Genomic DNA, 18,062 nt, shown 5'->3' with positions numbered 1-18,062 from the left:
AAGGAATTTCGCCTGGCTACCGGTACGGCGCCGAATTAGTGAAGCAAAACCCACCTCTGCCTACCCCGCGCCGGGTTGGGGCTATTACACTGTGTGTTTATGACTAAACCGAGCGATTCCACGTCGTACCGCTACACCCCTGAGCTGGCGAACCAGATCGAAAAGACTTGGCAGCAGTATTGGAAGGACCACGAGACCTTTAACGCGCCGAACCCAGTCGGTTCGCTAGCCACGGGTGCGGGCGAGCTGCCCAAGGAAAAGCTCAACGTGCAGGACATGTTCCCCTACCCTTCCGGTGCGGGCCTGCACGTGGGGCACCCGTTTGGTTATATCGCCACCGATACCTATGCCCGCTATAACCGCATGCTGGGCAAGAACGTGCTGCACACCATGGGCTACGATGCCTTCGGCTTGCCGGCCGAGCAGTACGCCATCCAGACCGGTACGCACCCGCGGACCACCACGATGGCCAATATCGACAACATGCGCCGCCAGCTGGGCATGCTGGGCTTGGGCCACGATCCGCGGCGCTCGGTGGAATCCACGGATCCTGAGTTCTTTAAGTGGACCCAGTGGATCTTCCTGCAGATTTATAACTCCTGGTTCGATGAAGAGCAGCAAAAGGCTCGCCCCATTGCTGAGCTCATCAAGGAATTAGAGGCCAATAAGCGCACCACCAAGGACGGGCGCTACTACGAGGATTTGTCCCCGCAGGAAAAAGCCCAGGCAGTCGATGAGTTCCGCCTGGTCTACCTGTCCAATTCCACGGTGAATTGGTGCCCGGGCTTGGGTACCGTCTTGGCCAACGAGGAAGTCACCGCGGAGGGCAAGTCTGAGCGCGGCAACTTCCCGGTCTTCCGCAAGAACCTGTCCCAGTGGATGATGCGCATTACCGCGTATTCGGATCGTTTGCTCGATGATCTGGAGCTGCTGGATTGGCCGGAGAAGGTTAAGTCCATGCAGCGCAATTGGATTGGCCGTTCCCGCGGCGCGGAGGTAACTTTCCCCGCGGAAGGCTACGGCATCGACGTGTTTACCACGCGCCCAGATACGCTCTTTGGCGCGGAGTACGTGGTTTTGGCGCCGGAGCATGAGCTTGTCGATGCCCTCTTGTCCCCCATCCCTTACGACGATGACGTGGACGAGCGCTGGACCTACGGCAACGATGACCCGAAGGAAGCCGTCGAGTCCTACCGCGCGGATATCGCGGCGAAGTCGGACCTGGAGCGCCAGGAAAATAAGGAAAAGACCGGTGTATTCCTGGGCACCTATGCCACCAATCCGGTCAATGGCAAGCAGATCCCGATTTTCATCGCGGACTACGTGTTGACCGGCTACGGTACCGGCGCCATTATGGCGGTGCCCGCGCACGATACGCGTGACTATGCGTTTGCCCAGGCCTTTGGGCTGCCGATTACGGAGGTTGTCTCCGGCGGCAATATCGAAGAAGAAGCCTGGACCGAGGACGGCGCATTGGTGAACTCCGCCAACGATAGGGGCCTGGATCTCAATGGCCTGAATAAGGCGGAGGCCATCGCCCAGGCCATCGAATGGCTGGAAAAGGACGGCTCCGGTCGCGGCAAGATTCAGTACAAGCTGCGCGACTGGCTCTTCGCTCGCCAGCGCTACTGGGGCGAGCCCTTCCCCATCGTCTATGACAAGGATGGCATGGCCCACCCGTTGCCAGAGTCGATGCTGCCGGTTGAGCTGCCCGAGGTGGAAGACTACAAGCCGGCCTCCTTCGATCCAGAAGATAAGGACTCGGAGCCACAGCCGCCGTTGGCCAAGGTCCGCGACTGGGTAGAGGTAGAGCTGGACTTGGGCGATGGCCCGCAGACCTACTACCGCGATACCAACGTTATGCCCCAGTGGGCGGGTTCTTCCTGGTACCAGCTGCGCTATATCGATCCCCGCAATAGCGAGGCCTTCTGCGATATTGAAAACGAGCGCTACTGGACCGGCCCGCGCCCAGATGAGCACGGTGCGAACGATCCGGGCGGTGTAGATCTGTACGTCGGCGGCGTCGAGCACGCCGTGTTGCACCTGCTCTACGCCCGCTTCTGGCACAAGGCGCTTTTTGACCTGGGCTTTGTCAGCTCGCAGGAGCCGTATCGCCGCCTGTACAACCAGGGCTATATTCAGGCCTACGCCTACACCGATTCCCGCGGTGTGTATGTCCCTGCTGCAGAGGTAGAGGAAAAGGACGGCAAGTTCTACTACAACGGCGAGGAGGTCAACCAGGAGTACGGCAAGATGGGCAAGTCCCTGAAAAACGCCGTGGCCCCGGATGATATCTGCCGCGACTTCGGTGCCGATACCCTGCGCGTGTACGAAATGTCCATGGGTCCGTTGGATACCTCCCGCCCGTGGGCGACCAAGGACGTCGTCGGTTCGCAGCGCTTCCTGCAGCGCCTGTGGCGCCTGGCCATCAATGAGGACACCGGTGAATTGGCTACTACCGATGCCGAGCTCACCCAGGATGACCTAAAACAGCTGCACCGCACCATTGCTGGCGTGCGCGATGATTACGAGAACCTGCGCCTGAACACGGTCGTGGCCAAGCTCATCGAGTACGTCAACTATCTGACCAAGACCTACCGCACCGAGGCTCCGCGCGCGGCGGTGGAGCCCATCGCGCAGCTGGTCTCTCCCATCGCCCCGCACATTGCGGAGGAACTGTGGCAGCGCTTTGGCCACGATGAGACCATCACCTACGAGCCACTCCCCTCTTTTGAGGAGAAATACCTGGTAGATGATGAGATTCAGGTGCCAGTCCAGATCAACGGCAAGGTTAAGTCCCGCATCAACGTCGCGGTCGATGCTGACCAAGACACCGTATTCGAGGCTGCTTTTGCCGATGCCAAGGTGGCTGACCTTACCTCCGGCAAGAACGTGGTGAAGAAGATCTACGTTCCCGGCCGGATGGTGAACCTGGTGGTTAAGTAACCAATGAGCGTGGACGTCTCGGGCCTTTCGCCATCCAATCAGGACTACCTCAAGGCCCTGTTTAAGCTGGGCGAATGGCACGACGACCCCGTGACGGTAAAGATGCTCGCCCAGCACATAGGCGTACGGCTCTCCAGCGCGTCTGATGCGGTGCGGAGGCTCGAGAAAAAGGGCCTCGTCACCCATATGCCGTATGGCGCCATCGGGCTGAGTACCGAGGGGCGTGCCTTTGCCCTCGCCATGGTGCGGCGGCACCGCCTCATCGAAACCTTCCTGGTGGAATCCCTGCACTACCGCTGGGACCAGGTCCACGCGGAAGCCGAGCAATTGGAGCACTGCGTCTCCGATTTCTTCCTAGAGCGCATAGACGCTGAGCTGGGATTTCCGCGCCGCGATCCGCATGGAGACCCCATCCCCAGCGCCGCGGGCGACTACCCCGCGGACTATGCCGCGACCCCGGCATCCGAGCCAGGGGATCTGCGCAAACTCAGCGATCTGGAGCCCGGTGAGGCGGGCATAGTCGATCGCATTAGTGATGTGGACGCCGATCTGCTGCGCTTTTTTAGCGAGAATAACCTGACCATCGGCGCTGCCGTGAGCGTGCAAGGCAGCCAGCCGTATTCCGGCGGAATGGCCGTGCGCGTAGAGGGCAACCAGAACGAGCATGCCCAGAATGAAGATGCCGCGGCTTTCTCCCTGAGCTCCCAGGCAGCCCGCGCCGTGTGGGTGCGCATATAACTTTCCTGCCCCTTCCCTTCTGAAGGGAGGGGTATTTGCGCATGTCAATAGTGGTTAGTTGCGACGTAGTTAAAAGTACGTTAGATCTGTAGTTGTAGCAGAAAGTGCGCTTCGGCGCAGCCACTAAGGAGCGAGATGACTAAAGCCTCGACGCCACCCTGCGGCATTAATACCGCCGCTAATCTTGTGTATTTTTCTTCGGTCAGTGAAAATACCCACCGTTTCGTCCACAAGCTGGGGTTTCCAGCGGCACGCATCCCTCTGCGTCCGAAGCGTGAAGGAATGCTCTATGTCACCGAGCCTTTTGTGCTCATCGTCCCCACCTACGGCGGCGGCAATATCAAGGCGGCAATTCCGGTGCAGGTGCGCCAATTCCTCAACGTTCCGGAAAACCGTGCACTCTTGCGCGGCGTCATTACCTCAGGAAATACCAATTTTGGCGAGGCCTTTTGCTGCGCTGGGCCACAAATCGCCCGAAAGTGCGGGGTGCCAGAGCTCTACCGCTTTGAGCTGCTCGGTACTGACCGCGATGTTGCCCGCGTACGGGAGGGTTTGCAGGACTTCTTTGCGCACCACCTCTCCCCCACCGCACACGAGTCCACCGCACACGCGTCCATTCCCTGATGTCTAAGGACGCCTAAGAAAAAGAAACGAGAAAACATCGATGAAATATCAAGAGCTCATTGAGCGATCCCAAACCCCGCCGCATTTTCGCCACGATGCTTCCACCCCGTTACGCCCGGTGAATTGGAATCGCATCTGGGATGACAAGGACCTGGAGGTGTGGAACCGCCTGACCTCGAATTTCTGGTTGCCGGAAAAGGTCCCGCTCTCCAATGACCGCAATGACTGGTCGCGCATGGATCCAGCCGAACGCGATCTCACCATTCGCGTTTTTACCGGCCTGACGCTACTGGATACCGTGCAGGCCACCGTGGGAGAAATCAGCCAGATTCAAGATGCCCGGACTGAGCATGAGGAGGCCGTTTATACCAATATCGCCTTCATGCAGGCGGTACACGCGCGGAGCTATTCCTCAATCTTTTCTACCCTGGCCAGCACCGAAGAGATTGAGAAATCCTATGCGTGGGCCGTGGATAACCCAGTGCTGCAACAGCGCGCGACCAGTGTCATGGTGCATTACTATGGCGATGACCCACTAAAGCGCAAGGTTGCCTCGACCCTCTTGTCCTCCTTGCTGCTTTACGCCGGCTTCTATCTTCCGCTGCACTTTAGCGTGCACGGAAAGCTGACCAATACGGCAGACATGATCAGGCTCATCCTGCGGGATAAGGCGGTCCACGGCTACTACTCCGGATATAAGTTCCAGCGGGGATTGGATCACGCCACGGAAGCTCGCCGCGAGGACATGCGGGAATTTACCTTTGACTTGGTGCGCGAGCTCTATGACCTGGAGATGCGCTATTCCGGCGAGCTCTATGAACCGTACGGGCTTATGGATGATGTCGCGACGTTCGTGCGCTACAACGCCAATAAAGCCTTGATGAATTTGGGCTATCCCAACCTCTTCCCGTACGAGGAATGTCAGGTCAACCCAAAAATCCTCGCGGCACTCACGCCAGGTTCGGATGAAAACCACGATTTCTTTTCGGGTTCGGGGTCCTCTTATATCATCGGCAAAGCTGTAGAGACCTCCGATGCCGACTGGGATTTCTAAAACCACTAAGTCTCCACACGAAAGGACACATATCATGAAACTTCTTGTACTCGTCGGCAGCCTGCGGCGGGAAAGCATTGCGAAAAAGATCGCCAACCATGCCATGGAACTGGTCCCCGAGCACGTTGAGTGCCAGCGCTACGACCTGCGTGACCTCCCGCTCTATGATTTCGACTACGACGATCCTGGCGTGGCGGATAAACCCACGCCGGAAGCGTACACCGATTTCCGCAATGCAATTAAGGATGCGGACGCGATTTTGTTCGTCACCAGCGAAAACAACCGGACCATCCCGGCGTGCTTAAAAAATGCCATCGATATCGGATCCAAACCCAATTCCGATGTGTCCTGGAAGAATAAGCCAGCTGGCATCATTAGCCACTCCGTGGGCCGCATGGGTGGGTATTCCTCCCACAAGAACGTCCGCCTAGCACTGTCCTACTTCGACATGCCGATGCCCGGTCAGCCCGAGGTATTCTTGGGCAATTCACCCCAGCTCATTGGTGAAGACGGAAAGATCGAGCCGTCCAGCACCATCGAGTTTGTAAAGGACTACCTCGAGCGCCTTGTAGCCTTGGTACCTGCGGCTCCGCAACAGTAGGAGCTACCTTCTCCAATCAGCGAGGCGGTTAATCCCAGTACTCCGTGGCGCATAGCGCGATGCCGTGCGCCCGGATTCCCTGTCCCGCTTCAACTGGGGCATCAACAATGAGCGGGAGTCCGTCGATTTCGCTTACCCAGAACTCCCCTCCCCCAAATTCATTGGTCTTTTTCTCGACATTATTCACGGTGCCAGCTAGCTCGACCTGCGGGTTGAGCAGGCTGGGCTTGTAGTTTTGATAGAACCGTTCCGTCGCTGGGGATTGCAGCGAGAACTCCGCCGGTTCCGTTAATTCATAGTCCAACGCAACGACTGCGGGTCGCACCCGGCCGCGCAGTTTTTCACCGCCCACGGGGTTGCCGGTGGGAAGCGTGAAGGGGGCATCGCTAAGCACCGCCCACCGGAGATCCTCCATTTCCAGGATGCCAATAAATGGCATGGCGCGATATAGCGTTGCCTCCACGTCTTCCCCGCCTCGGAATGACGGCAAGACGGTCCACTCCCCCTCGTACTCCATCGCCGTGACGGCGATCCCGGAGGGGTCCGCATAGTAGAGCACTTGATCAAAAGCCGGTGCGTCCCACAGGGTCCGCTCCGTGGGAAGCTCCGCGATGAGTTCCTCCGTGTCCAGGAAGTCGAATCCGCAGGCGCTAAAAAGTTTATCCATGTCCGCCATCATAGACAGCCGCCTACCCGACGGGGGTCGCAGCCGGCTCGAAATCCGGCCGATAGATACTTATTAAGTCCTAATGATAGATAGTATCCAGCAAACGTCAGGACCAATAAATAGATTATGAAAAGCAAAGTATATGGGTTTAAATTGGCAAAAATATGGCCATTATGAATGATTGGAAGTCCAAATCCCACGCCCTAATAAATGGTGGGGGTTGATGGATCAACCGCTCTACTCAATTCTCGGTTGAGTAATCAACTGTGCAGTATATAATGCTATTTAAGTCAAAGCCAAAGGGGGAAACTGTGCGCCCAGAAGAAAGTGCGGCGTGGGCGGACTTTGTAGCGATGCAGCGCGAGCTGCATAGGGAGTTGGCCAACGCACTGCACGCAGCCGCAAATGTGAGTGAGGCTGACTATGCGGTGCTGGCCGTTCTGCAGCGCCGCCGTGGGCAGAGCACCCGCCCGCATGAGCTGGCTGTGGAACTTGGGTGGGAGAAATCGCGGCTGCACCGACAGCTTGTCCGGATGGAGCGGCGCGATTTGGTTTCAAGGCGGCACGCGGAGGAGCTAGGACCCCGGGCTATTTAAGCCACAGTGACGAAAATAGGTGAGGAAGTATTTGCCGCAGCCTTGAACAGTCATACCGCGAAAGTGGAGGAAAAGGTGGTTTCCGTCCTGACGGAAGAGGAGCTGCGGCAGTTGGGGTCTATCTCGAGAAAAATCACGCGGCACTTGGCGGGCGATGCCTAGGATCCAAGAGCCCCGGCGCACAGAAAAGGCACCCCGCCAGGAGTGACGGGGTGCCTTTGTGGCTGTAGGCCCTAAAGGGCTTAGGCCTTAGGAAATCTTCAGCACCGTGCGGCCGTGGTGGCTGCCGTTGATGAGCGATTGTGCTTCCTCCACCGCATCTTCCAGTGGAAGGGTATTGGTCAAGGACTCCAAGATGGACAAGTCCAAGGTGCGGGCGAGGAGCTGCCAAGCATTCTGGCGATAGTGCAGTGGGGCATCGACGGAGTTCACGCCAGCCAGGTGCACGTTGCGCAGGATGAAGGGCATCACGGTGGCGGGCAGGTCAGGGCCGCTTGCCATACCGGTAGCGGCAACGGTGCCGCCCCACTTGGTACGGGCCAAGACGTTTGCCAGCTCCTGGGAGCCGGAGGTATCCACGGCGCCGGCGTAGATGGCCTTTTGCAGGGGCTTGCCCGGTTCGGTGAATTCGGCGCGATCGATGATCTCGTGCGCGCCGAGCTCGTGGAGGTAGTTGGCGTAATCGTCGGGGCGGCCGGTCATGGCGTGGACCTCGTAGCCGGCATTGCGCAGAAGGTTGACGGCGATGGAGCCGACGCCGCCGGTGGCGCCGGTGACGAGGACGGGGCCCTCGGGAAGCCCGCGCAGCGAGTTAACGCACAGCGCCGCGGTGTAACCGGCGGTACCGACGGCAGCGGCCTGTTCCGCGGTGAAATCTGCTGGCAGGGCAACGGTGGCGCGAGAATTGACGCGCTGCTTTGGGGTGTAGCCGCCGTGGCGGAATTCGCCAAGGCCATCGCCGAAGGAGGCAACGAGGGTGCCCACCGGCAGGCGCTGCACGTTGGACTCGGATACAGTGCCGACCACGTCGATACCGGGCACCAGCGGGTTGGTGCGGACGACGCCGGGATCGCCGGTAATCGCCATCGCGTCCTTGTAGTTCAGCGAGGAATAAGAGACGTCAACGGTCAGGTCACCCTCGCCGAGGAATTCCCCTTCCTCAAAAGAGGTGGTGACGGATTTGTCTTCGTTACGGGTAACAAGTAGCGTGCTCATGCTCACCATGATACGTGAATTGTGATGCAACCATTTTTGGGCGGCTAAAGGTCGGGGGAGCAGAGCTTGGCGATGTCCCCCGCGGTCTGCTTGGCAAAGGGGCTCACCCCGGTAATGGTTGCGGAACCGGGGCCGGTCCAGGTTCCGTAGCCGACGAGGAACAGGCCTTCGACGGTGGGGGTGCGGCCATCGAGAAGCGCGCGGAAAGGCCCCAGCGCCGGGCGGAACCCGGTGCACCAGATGAGGTGATCTGCCTTCACCTCATCGAGGTTAGAGAACATGGGGGAGGCCTCGAGCAAGCCCTCATCGCGGGCGCGTTTGACGGGAGGAACGACGACAATATCGCCCAAGTTGGTATCCGCGCCGGGATCGGGCTCGCCCCGCATCATGGCGTTGAGGCGGGCGCGGTTGCGCTGGAAAAGCACGCGGCCGTCAACGTCATCGGGCATCCACCGCGGCGGATTTGCCGTAAACCAAGTGGCCTCTACGCCGGAGAGCACGAGCTCTGCGGCAATCTGCGCCCCGGAATTGCCCGCCCCAACAACGGCGACGGACTCACCGCGGAAGGGATCGGGGCCGGGGTAGACCGCCGAGTGCCATTGCCGCCCGGCAAAGGAACCGGGGTAGTAGGGGATAAACGGCGAGGACCACGTGCCCGTGGCTGCCACCACCGTGCGCGCGGTGAGGTGTTCGTCATCGGTGGTGACATGAAAGTTCTCGCCATCGTGGGTGACTTCCTGGACCCACACCGGCCGGCGTACGGGAAGGTCATAGCGCTGCTCGTAGCGGGCGAAGTAATCGATGACGTGGCTGGCGGGCGGGAAACCCTCGTGGTGGGGCATCGGCCAGCCGGGCAGGTTGGAGGAGGCGCTATTGCTAAATAGCGTGAGCGACGGCCACGCGTGGCGCCAGGCCGCGCCGGGGGAGGGCTCGGCATCGAGGATCTGGAAGTCGAGCCCCTTCTTGCGCAGGTAATAGCTGGTGGCCAGGCCGGCTTGCCCGCCGCCGATAACGATGCAATCGAGCATTAAATGAGCTTTCTTTCGCGGGCTACGGTCACCGCGGCCGTGCGGGTGTCCACGCCCAGCTTCTGATAGATGTGAATGAGGTGCGTCTTCACGGTGGCCTCAGAAATAAAGAGTTGGTTGGCTAGTTCCTTATTGGAAGAGCCGGTCGCGAGGGCGCGGAGGATCTCCAGCTCGCGCGTGGACAGGGACTGCTCGGGCTGGCCCACGCGCTGCGCCAGGAGGTTGACCACCTCTGGGGCGAGGGTGCGCCGGCGCGCGGCGGTATTGAGCACCGCTTCGTGCAGCTCTTCCTCGGGTGAATCCTTGAGCAGGTATCCCATCGCGCCGGCCTCAACTGCGGCCAGGATATCGGCCTGGGTGTCATAGGTGGTGAGGATGAGCACGGGTGGGCCGCCGGCCTCGGTCAGCTTTTTGGTGGCGGTGATGCCATCGACGCCCGGCATCTGGATATCGCAGACCACGACGTCGACCTCGGGGGCGTCATCGGCACAGAGCTTGTCCACGTCCGCGCCATTATCGCCTTCCATGACCACCCGGACATCGGCAAACGTATTGAGTATCGCGCGCAGCCCGGCGCGGACGACGGGGTGGTCATCGATAAGCATGACATTAACCATGGGGCTGCTCCTTGAGGGGGATTCTAATGGCAAGGGCGGTGCCATCGCCGGATTCGAGGCTCAGGGAGCCACCGACGCTCTCCACGCGCTGGGACAATCCTTGCAAGCCAAAGCCGCTATCGCCGCCGTGGCGCGGGGGCTCAACTACACCGTGCCCATTATCCACGACGTCCAGGGTGACTGCATCCTCAAAAAGGCCCAGGGTGACCACCGCGCGGGAGGCGTGCGCGTGCTTGATCACGTTATTAAGGCCCTCCTGCGCGGCGCGCACGACCACTTGCTTGATATCGCTGGGAACGCTGCCGCTACCGGAAACGACGAGGTCGAAGGTGGTGTCCTCGCCCAAAGCCTCCGCGCGTCGGCGCATCTGCGACAGGATGGAATCCAGCTGGGTTTCTAGGCGCTCATCGGGACCGGCGAGCTCGCGGACGAAGCGACGGGCCTCGGCCAAGTTCTCACCAGCGGTGTCCTCGATGACGGCGAGCTGCTCGTCCTTGGTCTCTAGATCATCGGTCGTGCGGGCGGCGCGGGATAGCAACAGGATGGAGCTCAACCCTTGGGCCACGGTGTCATGGATATCCCGGGAGAGGCGCTCGCGCTCTTCTAGGCGCCCGGCCTGGTGCTCGCTGGCTGCAAGCTCCGCCTGGGTTTCCTGCAGCTGCTTGGCGATGTCCCTGTGATGCGCCGCCTCCGCCTGCAAGCGGCGCTGGATATAAAACACGCCCGCTGCAAAGGTCGTGCCGATAAGCGGGCCCATGGCCGCGGCGATGGACCAGCCATCCGGATGCAGCCACGCGGGGATGAAGGCGGCCGCCGCCCACAGCACCGTGATGGAGATAAGGCCTGGCCACTTGGGCAAGGCGCGCAGGAAGACGAAGATGAGCGGGAACTCGAGCCACATGAAATCCTGCGCGTGGACCATCAGCCCCAACCAGAGCAGGCACAGCCCAGTGAGCCAGAGCCAGGTGGGAAGCCAGCGCTCGGCCGCGTACACCGCGGCTAGGCCGATGGCCAAAAGGATGGCGCGGGCGTCCAAGCGGTCATCGATATAGGCGCGGGCCACGCCGAAAAGCAGCAGAAACGCGAACATGGCGTGTAGGCCCCAGAGCCATAATTTCTGTCCAGAAAACACAATTTCCTACAGTATCTGCCGGAGGGTGGATGAGGGATCAACCAGTTGGTTGACTGGAGGTTCAACTAGGCCGTCGATTACTTCTGACCTGCACAAAGGGACTATAGAAGTATGTTCTTAGCTATTCGTGAAATCACCGCTGCGCGCGGCCGCTTCGGGCTCATCGGCGGCACCGTAGCGCTTATTACCCTGCTTTTGGTTATGCTCTCCGGCCTGACGGAGGGCCTGTCCAAGCAAAATACCTCGGCGCTTGAGGCCGTGGCGCAAGATCACCCCTACGTCAGCTTTTCTACCGAAGAGCCCGCCTATAACGAGTCCGAGATCCATGAAAAGGATCTTTCCGGGGATGCGATTGCCTTGGGCACCGCGCAAACCAAGCTGGAGGGCGAGGGCGCGGTAGGCGTGATGGGCCTTCCGGCCGGTACGACCATCCCCAATACTAACGCCACCATTCCGGAAGATGGCGCCGTCCTGTCTGACACGATTGATGCCTCCGGCACCGTGAATATCGGCGGAGTAGACCTTTCCGTAGAGGGCACCGTTGCCGAAACGCAGTTCTCCCACTCGCCTGTGGTGTGGGTATCTACCCAGACCTGGCAAAAGGTAAGCCATGCCCCAGAGGGGGTAGTCGGCACGGTTGCCCTGCACTCCGAAGAGGTACCCGGTTCGGTCGAGATGTCTGATTCCTTCTCCGGCCTGCCCGCTTACCAGTCCGAGCGCGGTTCGCTGCTGACCATGCAGGGCTTCCTCTACGGCATCTCCGCCCTGGTCACCGTCGCCTTCCTGACGGTGTGGACCCTGCAGCGCACCCGCGATCTCTCCATCCTTCGCGCCTTAGGCGCCTCGGTGCGCTACCTGCTGCGCGATGCCCTGGCCCAAGCCGCGCTGATTTTGGCGGCCGGCACCATCCTCGGCGCATTCGTCGGCTGGCTACTGGGCCTGTTGGCCTCTGGCACCGTCCCCTTCGACGTAACCGTGCGCACCATCATCGTTCCCGCGGTCGGCATCTGGATCCTGGGCATGGCCGGTGCCCTAGTCTCCACCCGCCGCGTAGCCAAAGCCAACCCCCTCGATGCATTGGGAGGAAATGCCTAAAATGTCCACCATTCTTGATATTCGCAACGCCACCGTCACCTTCCAGGACGGTACGACGACGACCACGGCGCTTGATAATGCCACCTTTAGCGCCGACTCCGATACCCTCACCGCCATCGTGGGCGAGTCCGGTTCCGGTAAGTCCACGCTGCTCTCCGTCGGCGCCGGGCTCATCACGCCGGACTCCGGCACCGTCGAGGTCGACGGCACGAACTCCATCATCTTCCAGCAGTCCAACCTGCTGTCCTCGCTCAAGGTGCGCGATCAGCTGCTCATCATGGACCACATGGCCGGGCGCAAGCTGCGCAAGGATCGCGCCGATGAGCTGCTAGAATTCGTTGCCCTTAAGGGCATGGGCAATCGCCGCATCGGCCAGCTTTCCGGCGGCCAGGGCCAGCGTGTCAATATCGCGCGCGCCTTAATGGATGAGCCGAACCTGCTGCTTGCCGATGAACCCACCTCCGCCCTCGACTCCCACCTTTCGCAGGAAATCATCCGCCTGCTGCGCGATATTACCCAGGAGCTGCACACCGCCACCGTGCTGGTCACCCACGATCGTTCCTTGCTCACCTTCGCCGACCACGTGGTCGAGGTCAAAGACGGCCGCGTGAGCAAGCAGGACGTTAACGGTGCATAACTAGCAGGCGGGCGATGGACTGGGGCATCGCCGCGGCAATCTGGGAAGCGGAACAAATGCCAAAACCATCGGGGGTATGTGCCGCAATGGCTGCGGCGTGCTGGTGTAGGGCGGCGGCGTGGAGGATCTCCATGATGATGTACTCGGCATCGGCCTTCGCGTGGTTTACCTGCGCAATGGTGGCGCCGAGGATGCCGGATAATACGTCTCCGGAGCCTGCGGTGGCCGCATAAGAGTGACCGGCATTCATCCCATAGATGGCCTGGTCGGGCGCGGTCACCGTGGTGATCCGGCCCTTGTGCAGGATAAAACAGTCCAAGTCCTCGGCCAGCTCGCGCTGGCGCGGGCCCACGCCCTCGCTGAGATCGAGCTCGCGGCCGAGGGCGGCCTCGTACAGGCGGCGGAACTCGCCGGCGTGCGGGGTAAGGATGACCCGCGGGTGGGTGCGGACACGATCGCGCAGCTCAGCGCTCTGGGCGAGCAGCGTCAGGGCATCGGCATCCAGGATGGTGGGCAGCTCGCGATCTAAGACGGTGCGGAGCTCGCGCGCCGCTGCTTCATCGGTGCCGCGGCCAGGGCCTACTACCCACGCCTGGGCATGTACCTTGTCCTCGGCGCTCGGGTGAGGAACCACCTCGGGCAAGTGGGGGACCACGGCATCGTTATCTATCACCCGCACCATGGACGGCGTGGCGCGCACCGCGCCGGTAGCCGCCAGGATGCCCGCGCCGGGATACGCGCTGCTGCCAGCACAGATAGCGGTGACCCCGCCGGTGTATTTCGTGCTTGAAGCGTGGGGAGTGGGGTCCACGATGGGCCCTGTGCAGCCCACGGGCTTGGGGGCGGTGACGTGGCCCAAGTGGACATCGGCAAGCACGGGCTCCGCAGGCCACTGGTAGGGGAGATCGATGGTGGGCTCGTTGGCGATATAGCCCGCTGGCTCCGCCGAGGCCGTTAGTTCCTCCGCGAAGGACCGCGGCGCGTTGGGCAGCTGCAGATCGCACAGGACCACCGTGCCGCATTCCGGGGCGAAGACGTGACCGGCGCGCGCCCAACCGAAGCTCACGGTAATCGTTGCCTCGACCGCGTTCTCTGCGGCCACGCCCGTATCGGCGTTGATGCCAGAGGGGATATCCACCGAAAGCACCGGGATATCGTGCTGCTTGGCCGCGCGGTACGCGGCAAGACCCGCTCCGCTGAGGCCGCGGGTGGAGTTAAGGCCAGCGACGGCATCAATAAGCAGGCCTGTGGCCTCCGCGCGCGGTTGCTCAGTAATGGTTCCTCCGGCGGCCTTAAAGGCCTGCAACGCTGGGTCGTGCGCGGAACCGGCGACGAGGATTGCTTCGACGCCATAGCCCTCCTCGGCGAGGAAAGCGCCTGCATAAAGGCCATCGCCGCCATTGCCGCCAGGCCCGGCCAGGATGGAGATGCGGCGAGGCGCTGGGCCTGTCAGCATGGATTTCGCCGTGGCGGCAATGCCCTGCGCGGCCAGGCGCATGAGCTCATCATCGTGGCTCTGCTGCGCGAGGAGCGCGGACTCGGCGGAACGAACGGCGGATACACTATAGGCAGGTCGCATGCCCGCCACTATAGGCCTTAAGCAGCGGATTGGCAGGTGGGGCACCAGAAGAGGTTTCTGCCCTCCATTACCTGCTCTGCAATCGGCGTGCCGCAGACATAGCAGGATAGGCCCGCGCGCCGGTAGACGTAGACTTCGCCGCCGTGATCATCCTTGCGCGGGTCGCGGCCCATGGCCTCGGGGGAGTGCTCGGCCCGCACGGTATCGATGCGGCCGTGCTCCACGCCGTAGTTCATGAGCTCTACCAGGTCTTTCCAGATGGCGAAGAATGTTTCACGGGAAACATCCTTGCCAGGAGTGAAAGGGGAGAGGCCGGCGCGAAAGAGGGCCTCCGCGCGGTAGATATTGCCCACACCGGCATACAGGTGCTGGTCCATCATGAGGGAGCCTATGCTGCGGCGGGATTTGTGTACCTTGGCCCACAGGGCTTCGGGGTCGGCATCGGCGCGGAGCGGATCCTGTCCTACCTTGGTCAGCCGGGCCTGGTAGTCCTCCTCCGTAAGCAGCAGACAAAATTGGGGCCCGCGCAGCTGTGCGGCCTGCGTCCCATTGTCTATGCGTATGCGGATCTGACCGCGGGTTTCCTCGCGCGGTTCGAAGCTGAGCTTGCCGATGAGCCCCAGGTGAATATAGAGGATATGCTCCGGGTCCGCGGCGGTGAAGTGCACGAAGAGGTGCTTGCCAAAGGCCTCTGCGTGGTCGATTTCTGTACCGTCCAGAATGGCCGCCTCAGCGGCGAAGCGGCCTTGCGGGCTGGTCAGGTTGAGCGGCATCCCGCGATAGTCCGCGTTGAGAGTGTGGGCTAGGCGGTGGATCACGTGACCTTCAGGCATAACTTCAGTGTAGTGAAATAGTTGGTCGCCCCCAACTAGGGCGCGTGGCGCCGGGGAATGAAAAAGAGTAAACTCAAAGCGCGGATTGATTTTATTTCTATTGAAGGGTCGATAAATCATGACGCATGAAATCGGTTTTGACCGTGAAAAATACATAGAGCTGCAGTCAAAGCACATCCAGGCCCGCCGCGAAGAAATCGGTGGAAAGCTCTATCTGGAAATGGGCGGCAAGCTTTTCGATGATATGCATGCCTCCCGCGTGCTGCCGGGCTTTACCCCGGATAACAAGATCGCCATGCTGGAGCGCATTAAAGAGGACATTGAAATCCTCCCGTGCATCAATGCCAAAGACATTGCCCGCCACAAGGTACGCGCCGATTTAGACATCCTGTATGAAGACGACCTCCTGCGCCTAGTGGACGTATTCCGCAGCCGCGGCTTCTTGGTCGAAAACATCGTCATGACCCAGGTGGAAGACGGAAATACGCAGGCAGAGGCGTTCATCGAAAAGCTTGAGCGCCTCGGCCTCAAGGTTGCCCGCCACCGCGTTATCCCTGGTTATCCCACGAATACTGACCTCATTGTCTCTGAGGATGGTTTTGGTAAGAACGAATTTGCCGAAACCTCCCGGGATTTGGTCGTTGTGACCGCCCCAGGTCCTGGTTCCGGCAAGCTCGCCACCGCACTATCGCAGGTCTACCACGAGCACCAGCGCGGCAATAACGCTGGTTATGCCAAGTTTGAAACCTTCCCCATCTGGAATCTTCCCCTCGAGCACCCAGTCAACCTCGCCTATGAGGCTGCCACGGTGGATCTTAATGATTCCAATATTATTGACCACTTCCACTTGAGCGCCCACGGCGAATCCACGGTGAACTACAACCGCGACGTCGAGGCGTTCCCGCTGCTGCGGACCCTGCTGGAAAAGCTCACCGGCACCACGCCATACGAATCGCCCACGGACATGGGCGTGAATATGGCCGGCTACTGCATTACCGATGATGCGGTCTGCCGCGCCGCCGCACAGCAGGAAATCATCCGCCGCTATTTCAAGGCCAAAGTAGAAGAAGCCCGCGCCGGGCTGGGCGATGAGCAGTCCGAGCGCGCCGCCGTCGTCATGGCAAAGGCCGGCATTAAGGCCGATGACCGCCCTGTGGTTGGCCCGGCCCGCAAGCGCGCGGAGGAAACCGATGGACCCGCCTCCGCAATGCAGCTGCACGATGGCACCATCATCACCGGCCGCACCTCCCCGCTGCTGGGGTGCTCCGCGGCGATGCTACTCAATGCCCTCAAGTATTTAGCCGGCATCGATGACGAAACGCACCTGCTCTCGCCGGAGTCGATAGAGCCAATCCAAACGCTGAAGACGAAGCACCTGGGATCTTCCAACCCACGCTTGCACACCGATGAGGTGCTCATCGCGCTATCCGTATCCGCCGCGAAGGACGAGGATGCGCGCAAGGCGCTGGAGCAGATCAAGGAGCTCGCCGGCTGCGACGTCCACACCACCACCATCCTGGGCTCGGTGGATGAGGGAATCTTCCGCAACCTTGGCGTGCTCGTGACCTCGGATCCGGCCTTCGCCCGCAAGAAAGCGCTCTACCAGAAACGCTAAGGAATTGGGGATCTTTCCGGTAGCGGGCCTAAGATTATGGGCGTGACTATCGGCAAAGTTCTCCTGTATTACTGCTTTACCCCCATCGAGGATCCGACCGCCGTCATGCTGTGGCAGCGCACCCTGTGCGAGTCCTTGGGCTTGAAGGGTCGCATCCTCATTTCGGAACACGGCATCAATGGCACCGTTGGCGGCGACATGGATGCCTGCAAGCGCTACGTGCGCCAAACCCGTGAATACCCGGGCTTTAAGCGCATGCAGTTTAAGTGGTCCGATGGTGGAGCCGAGGATTTCCCGCGCCTATCGGTCAAGGTGCGCGATGAAATCGTGGCCTTTGGCGCGCCGGGCGAGCTGAAGGTAGATGAAAACGGCGTCGTGGGCGGCGGCACGCACCTCAAGCCGGAAGAGGTCAACAAGCTGGTAGAAGAGCGCGGCGATGAGGTCGTATTCTTCGATGGCCGCAATGCCATGGAAGCAGAGATTGGCAAGTTCAAAAATGCCGTCGTGCCGGATGTGCGCACAACCCATGACTTCATTGAGGAACTGGAATCCGGCAAATATGACTGGATGAAGGACAAGCCGGTCGTATCCTATTGCACCGGCGGCATCCGGTGCGAGGTCCTTTCCTCTCTAATGAAGAACCGTGGCTTCAACGAGATCTACCAAATCGATGGCGGCATCGTGCGCTATGGCGAAAAGTACGGCAATGATGGGCTGTGGGAAGGCTCCATGTATGTCTTTGACAAGCGCATGCACCAGGAGTTTGGCCAAGGACTAGAGGACCCGGGCTTTATCCAATTGGGCCACTGCGTGCACTGCGGCAAGGGAACTAATACCTTCCACAACTGCATTAATGAGAACACGTGCCGCCAGCAGGTGCTCATCTGTGATGACTGCATCCAAAATGTGGAAACCCAGCATTGCGGGAGACCGGATTGTGAGGAAGTGGCCCTTCGCCTTGCCAGCTAGCTTTGTGATGTCTAGTGACTTTTTGGACTCGGAGTCCATTGACTTTTTGGACTCGGAGTCCAGTTAGTTTTTTGACGCGGAGTCCAGGAAGTTTATGGACAGGATGTCTAACGACT

Annotated in this window: 17 protein-coding genes; 10 read left to right on the top strand and 7 right to left on the bottom strand. The window is 60.5% G+C overall.

What is annotated here, in order from left to right; genetic code table 11:
• The first annotated feature begins 99 nt into the window (after positions 1-99).
• From leuS to ABRP95_RS07135, 5 genes are all read left to right on the top strand, one after another.
• Positions 100-2,946, top strand: coding sequence for a leucine--tRNA ligase (leuS, locus tag ABRP95_RS07155; protein WP_284853898.1), 2,847 nt, complete (start codon positions 100-102; stop codon positions 2,944-2,946).
• A 3-nt stretch (positions 2,947-2,949) separates the two neighbouring features.
• Entirely contained in the window at positions 2,950-3,684 is a 735-nt protein-coding gene (locus ABRP95_RS07150; protein WP_284770815.1) for a metal-dependent transcriptional regulator, read from the top strand.
• Between the two features lie 135 nt (positions 3,685-3,819).
• Positions 3,820-4,308: a class Ib ribonucleoside-diphosphate reductase assembly flavoprotein NrdI gene (gene nrdI / locus ABRP95_RS07145; RefSeq protein ID WP_349839146.1), complete on the top strand. Its 489-nt coding sequence runs from the start codon at positions 3,820-3,822 to the stop codon at positions 4,306-4,308.
• 40 nt (positions 4,309-4,348) lie between these two features.
• A complete protein-coding gene (gene nrdF, locus ABRP95_RS07140; protein ID WP_284770817.1) occupies positions 4,349-5,362 on the top strand; it encodes a class 1b ribonucleoside-diphosphate reductase subunit beta in 1,014 nt (337 codons plus the stop codon).
• Positions 5,363-5,396: 34 nt separating this feature from the next.
• On the top strand, positions 5,397-5,963 hold the full coding sequence (locus ABRP95_RS07135) for an NADPH-dependent FMN reductase (RefSeq protein ID WP_284770818.1): 567 nt from the start codon (positions 5,397-5,399) through the stop codon (positions 5,961-5,963).
• A gap of 28 nt (positions 5,964-5,991) precedes the next feature.
• On the opposite strand, the gene ABRP95_RS07130 is transcribed toward ABRP95_RS07135, so the two are convergent.
• Positions 5,992-6,630 carry a hypothetical protein gene (locus ABRP95_RS07130; RefSeq protein ID WP_284783148.1) on the bottom strand — a complete coding sequence of 213 codons (639 nt, stop codon included), beginning with the start codon at positions 6,628-6,630 and terminating at the stop codon, positions 5,992-5,994.
• Positions 6,631-6,908: 278 nt separating this feature from the next.
• Between ABRP95_RS07130 and ABRP95_RS07125 the strand changes: the two genes are divergently transcribed.
• The gene (locus ABRP95_RS07125; protein ID WP_349839145.1) at positions 6,909-7,226 is read left to right on the top strand and encodes a MarR family transcriptional regulator; all 318 of its coding nucleotides are present in this window, start codon (positions 6,909-6,911) and stop codon (positions 7,224-7,226) included.
• A gap of 249 nt (positions 7,227-7,475) precedes the next feature.
• Here ABRP95_RS07125 and ABRP95_RS07120 read toward each other — a convergent pair whose 3' ends face one another.
• From ABRP95_RS07120 to ABRP95_RS07105, 4 genes are read right to left on the bottom strand one after another with little or no spacing between them, the layout of a single operon-like run.
• Positions 7,476-8,450 carry an MDR family oxidoreductase gene (locus ABRP95_RS07120; protein ID WP_284770821.1) on the bottom strand — a complete coding sequence of 325 codons (975 nt, stop codon included), beginning with the start codon at positions 8,448-8,450 and terminating at the stop codon, positions 7,476-7,478.
• A 35-nt stretch (positions 8,451-8,485) separates the two neighbouring features.
• Positions 8,486-9,469, bottom strand: coding sequence for an NAD(P)-binding domain-containing protein (locus tag ABRP95_RS07115; RefSeq protein WP_284783151.1), 984 nt, complete (start codon positions 9,467-9,469; stop codon positions 8,486-8,488).
• Positions 9,469-10,086, bottom strand: a complete 618-nt coding sequence (locus tag ABRP95_RS07110) for a response regulator (RefSeq protein ID WP_284770822.1) — start codon at positions 10,084-10,086, stop codon at positions 9,469-9,471. The genes ABRP95_RS07115 and ABRP95_RS07110 overlap by 1 nt, the downstream gene beginning before the upstream one ends.
• On the bottom strand, positions 10,079-11,176 hold the full coding sequence (locus tag ABRP95_RS07105; RefSeq protein WP_284770831.1) for a sensor histidine kinase: 1,098 nt from the start codon (positions 11,174-11,176) through the stop codon (positions 10,079-10,081). Before ABRP95_RS07105 ends, ABRP95_RS07110 begins: the two co-directional genes overlap by 8 nt.
• 153 nt (positions 11,177-11,329) lie before the next feature.
• On the opposite strand from ABRP95_RS07105, the gene ABRP95_RS07100 reads away from it, so the two are divergent.
• Both ABRP95_RS07100 and ABRP95_RS07095 read left to right on the top strand, forming a co-directional pair.
• Positions 11,330-12,313: an ABC transporter permease gene (locus ABRP95_RS07100; RefSeq protein ID WP_284770823.1), complete on the top strand. Its 984-nt coding sequence runs from the start codon at positions 11,330-11,332 to the stop codon at positions 12,311-12,313.
• A gap of 1 nt (position 12,314) precedes the next feature.
• On the top strand, positions 12,315-12,950 hold the full coding sequence (locus ABRP95_RS07095) for an ABC transporter ATP-binding protein (RefSeq protein WP_284770824.1): 636 nt from the start codon (positions 12,315-12,317) through the stop codon (positions 12,948-12,950).
• Here the strand turns inward: ABRP95_RS07095 and ABRP95_RS07090 are convergent.
• Positions 12,937-14,529 (bottom strand): bifunctional ADP-dependent NAD(P)H-hydrate dehydratase/NAD(P)H-hydrate epimerase, encoded by a 1,593-nt coding sequence (locus ABRP95_RS07090; RefSeq protein ID WP_284770825.1) that lies wholly within the window; start codon positions 14,527-14,529, stop codon positions 12,937-12,939. The two genes, ABRP95_RS07095 and ABRP95_RS07090, sit on opposite strands and share 14 nt — an antisense overlap.
• A 17-nt stretch (positions 14,530-14,546) precedes the next feature.
• On the bottom strand, positions 14,547-15,362 hold the full coding sequence (locus tag ABRP95_RS07085) for an Fpg/Nei family DNA glycosylase (protein ID WP_284770826.1): 816 nt from the start codon (positions 15,360-15,362) through the stop codon (positions 14,547-14,549).
• 118 nt (positions 15,363-15,480) lie between these two features.
• Between ABRP95_RS07085 and ABRP95_RS07080 the strand changes: the two genes are divergently transcribed.
• Together ABRP95_RS07080 and trhO are read left to right on the top strand one after the other, a co-directional pair.
• Positions 15,481-16,977: a DUF1846 domain-containing protein gene (locus ABRP95_RS07080; RefSeq protein WP_284770827.1), complete on the top strand. Its 1,497-nt coding sequence runs from the start codon at positions 15,481-15,483 to the stop codon at positions 16,975-16,977.
• Between the two features lie 42 nt (positions 16,978-17,019).
• A complete protein-coding gene (gene trhO / locus ABRP95_RS07075; protein WP_284770828.1) occupies positions 17,020-17,946 on the top strand; it encodes an oxygen-dependent tRNA uridine(34) hydroxylase TrhO in 927 nt (308 codons plus the stop codon).
• The last annotated feature ends 116 nt before the right edge of the window (positions 17,947-18,062 follow it).

This window comes from Corynebacterium sp. KPL2895, assembly GCF_040225815.1.
Lineage (GTDB): Bacteria > Actinomycetota > Actinomycetes > Mycobacteriales > Mycobacteriaceae > Corynebacterium > Corynebacterium rhinophilum.
This window is presented reverse-complemented; position numbering and strand designations above follow the sequence as displayed.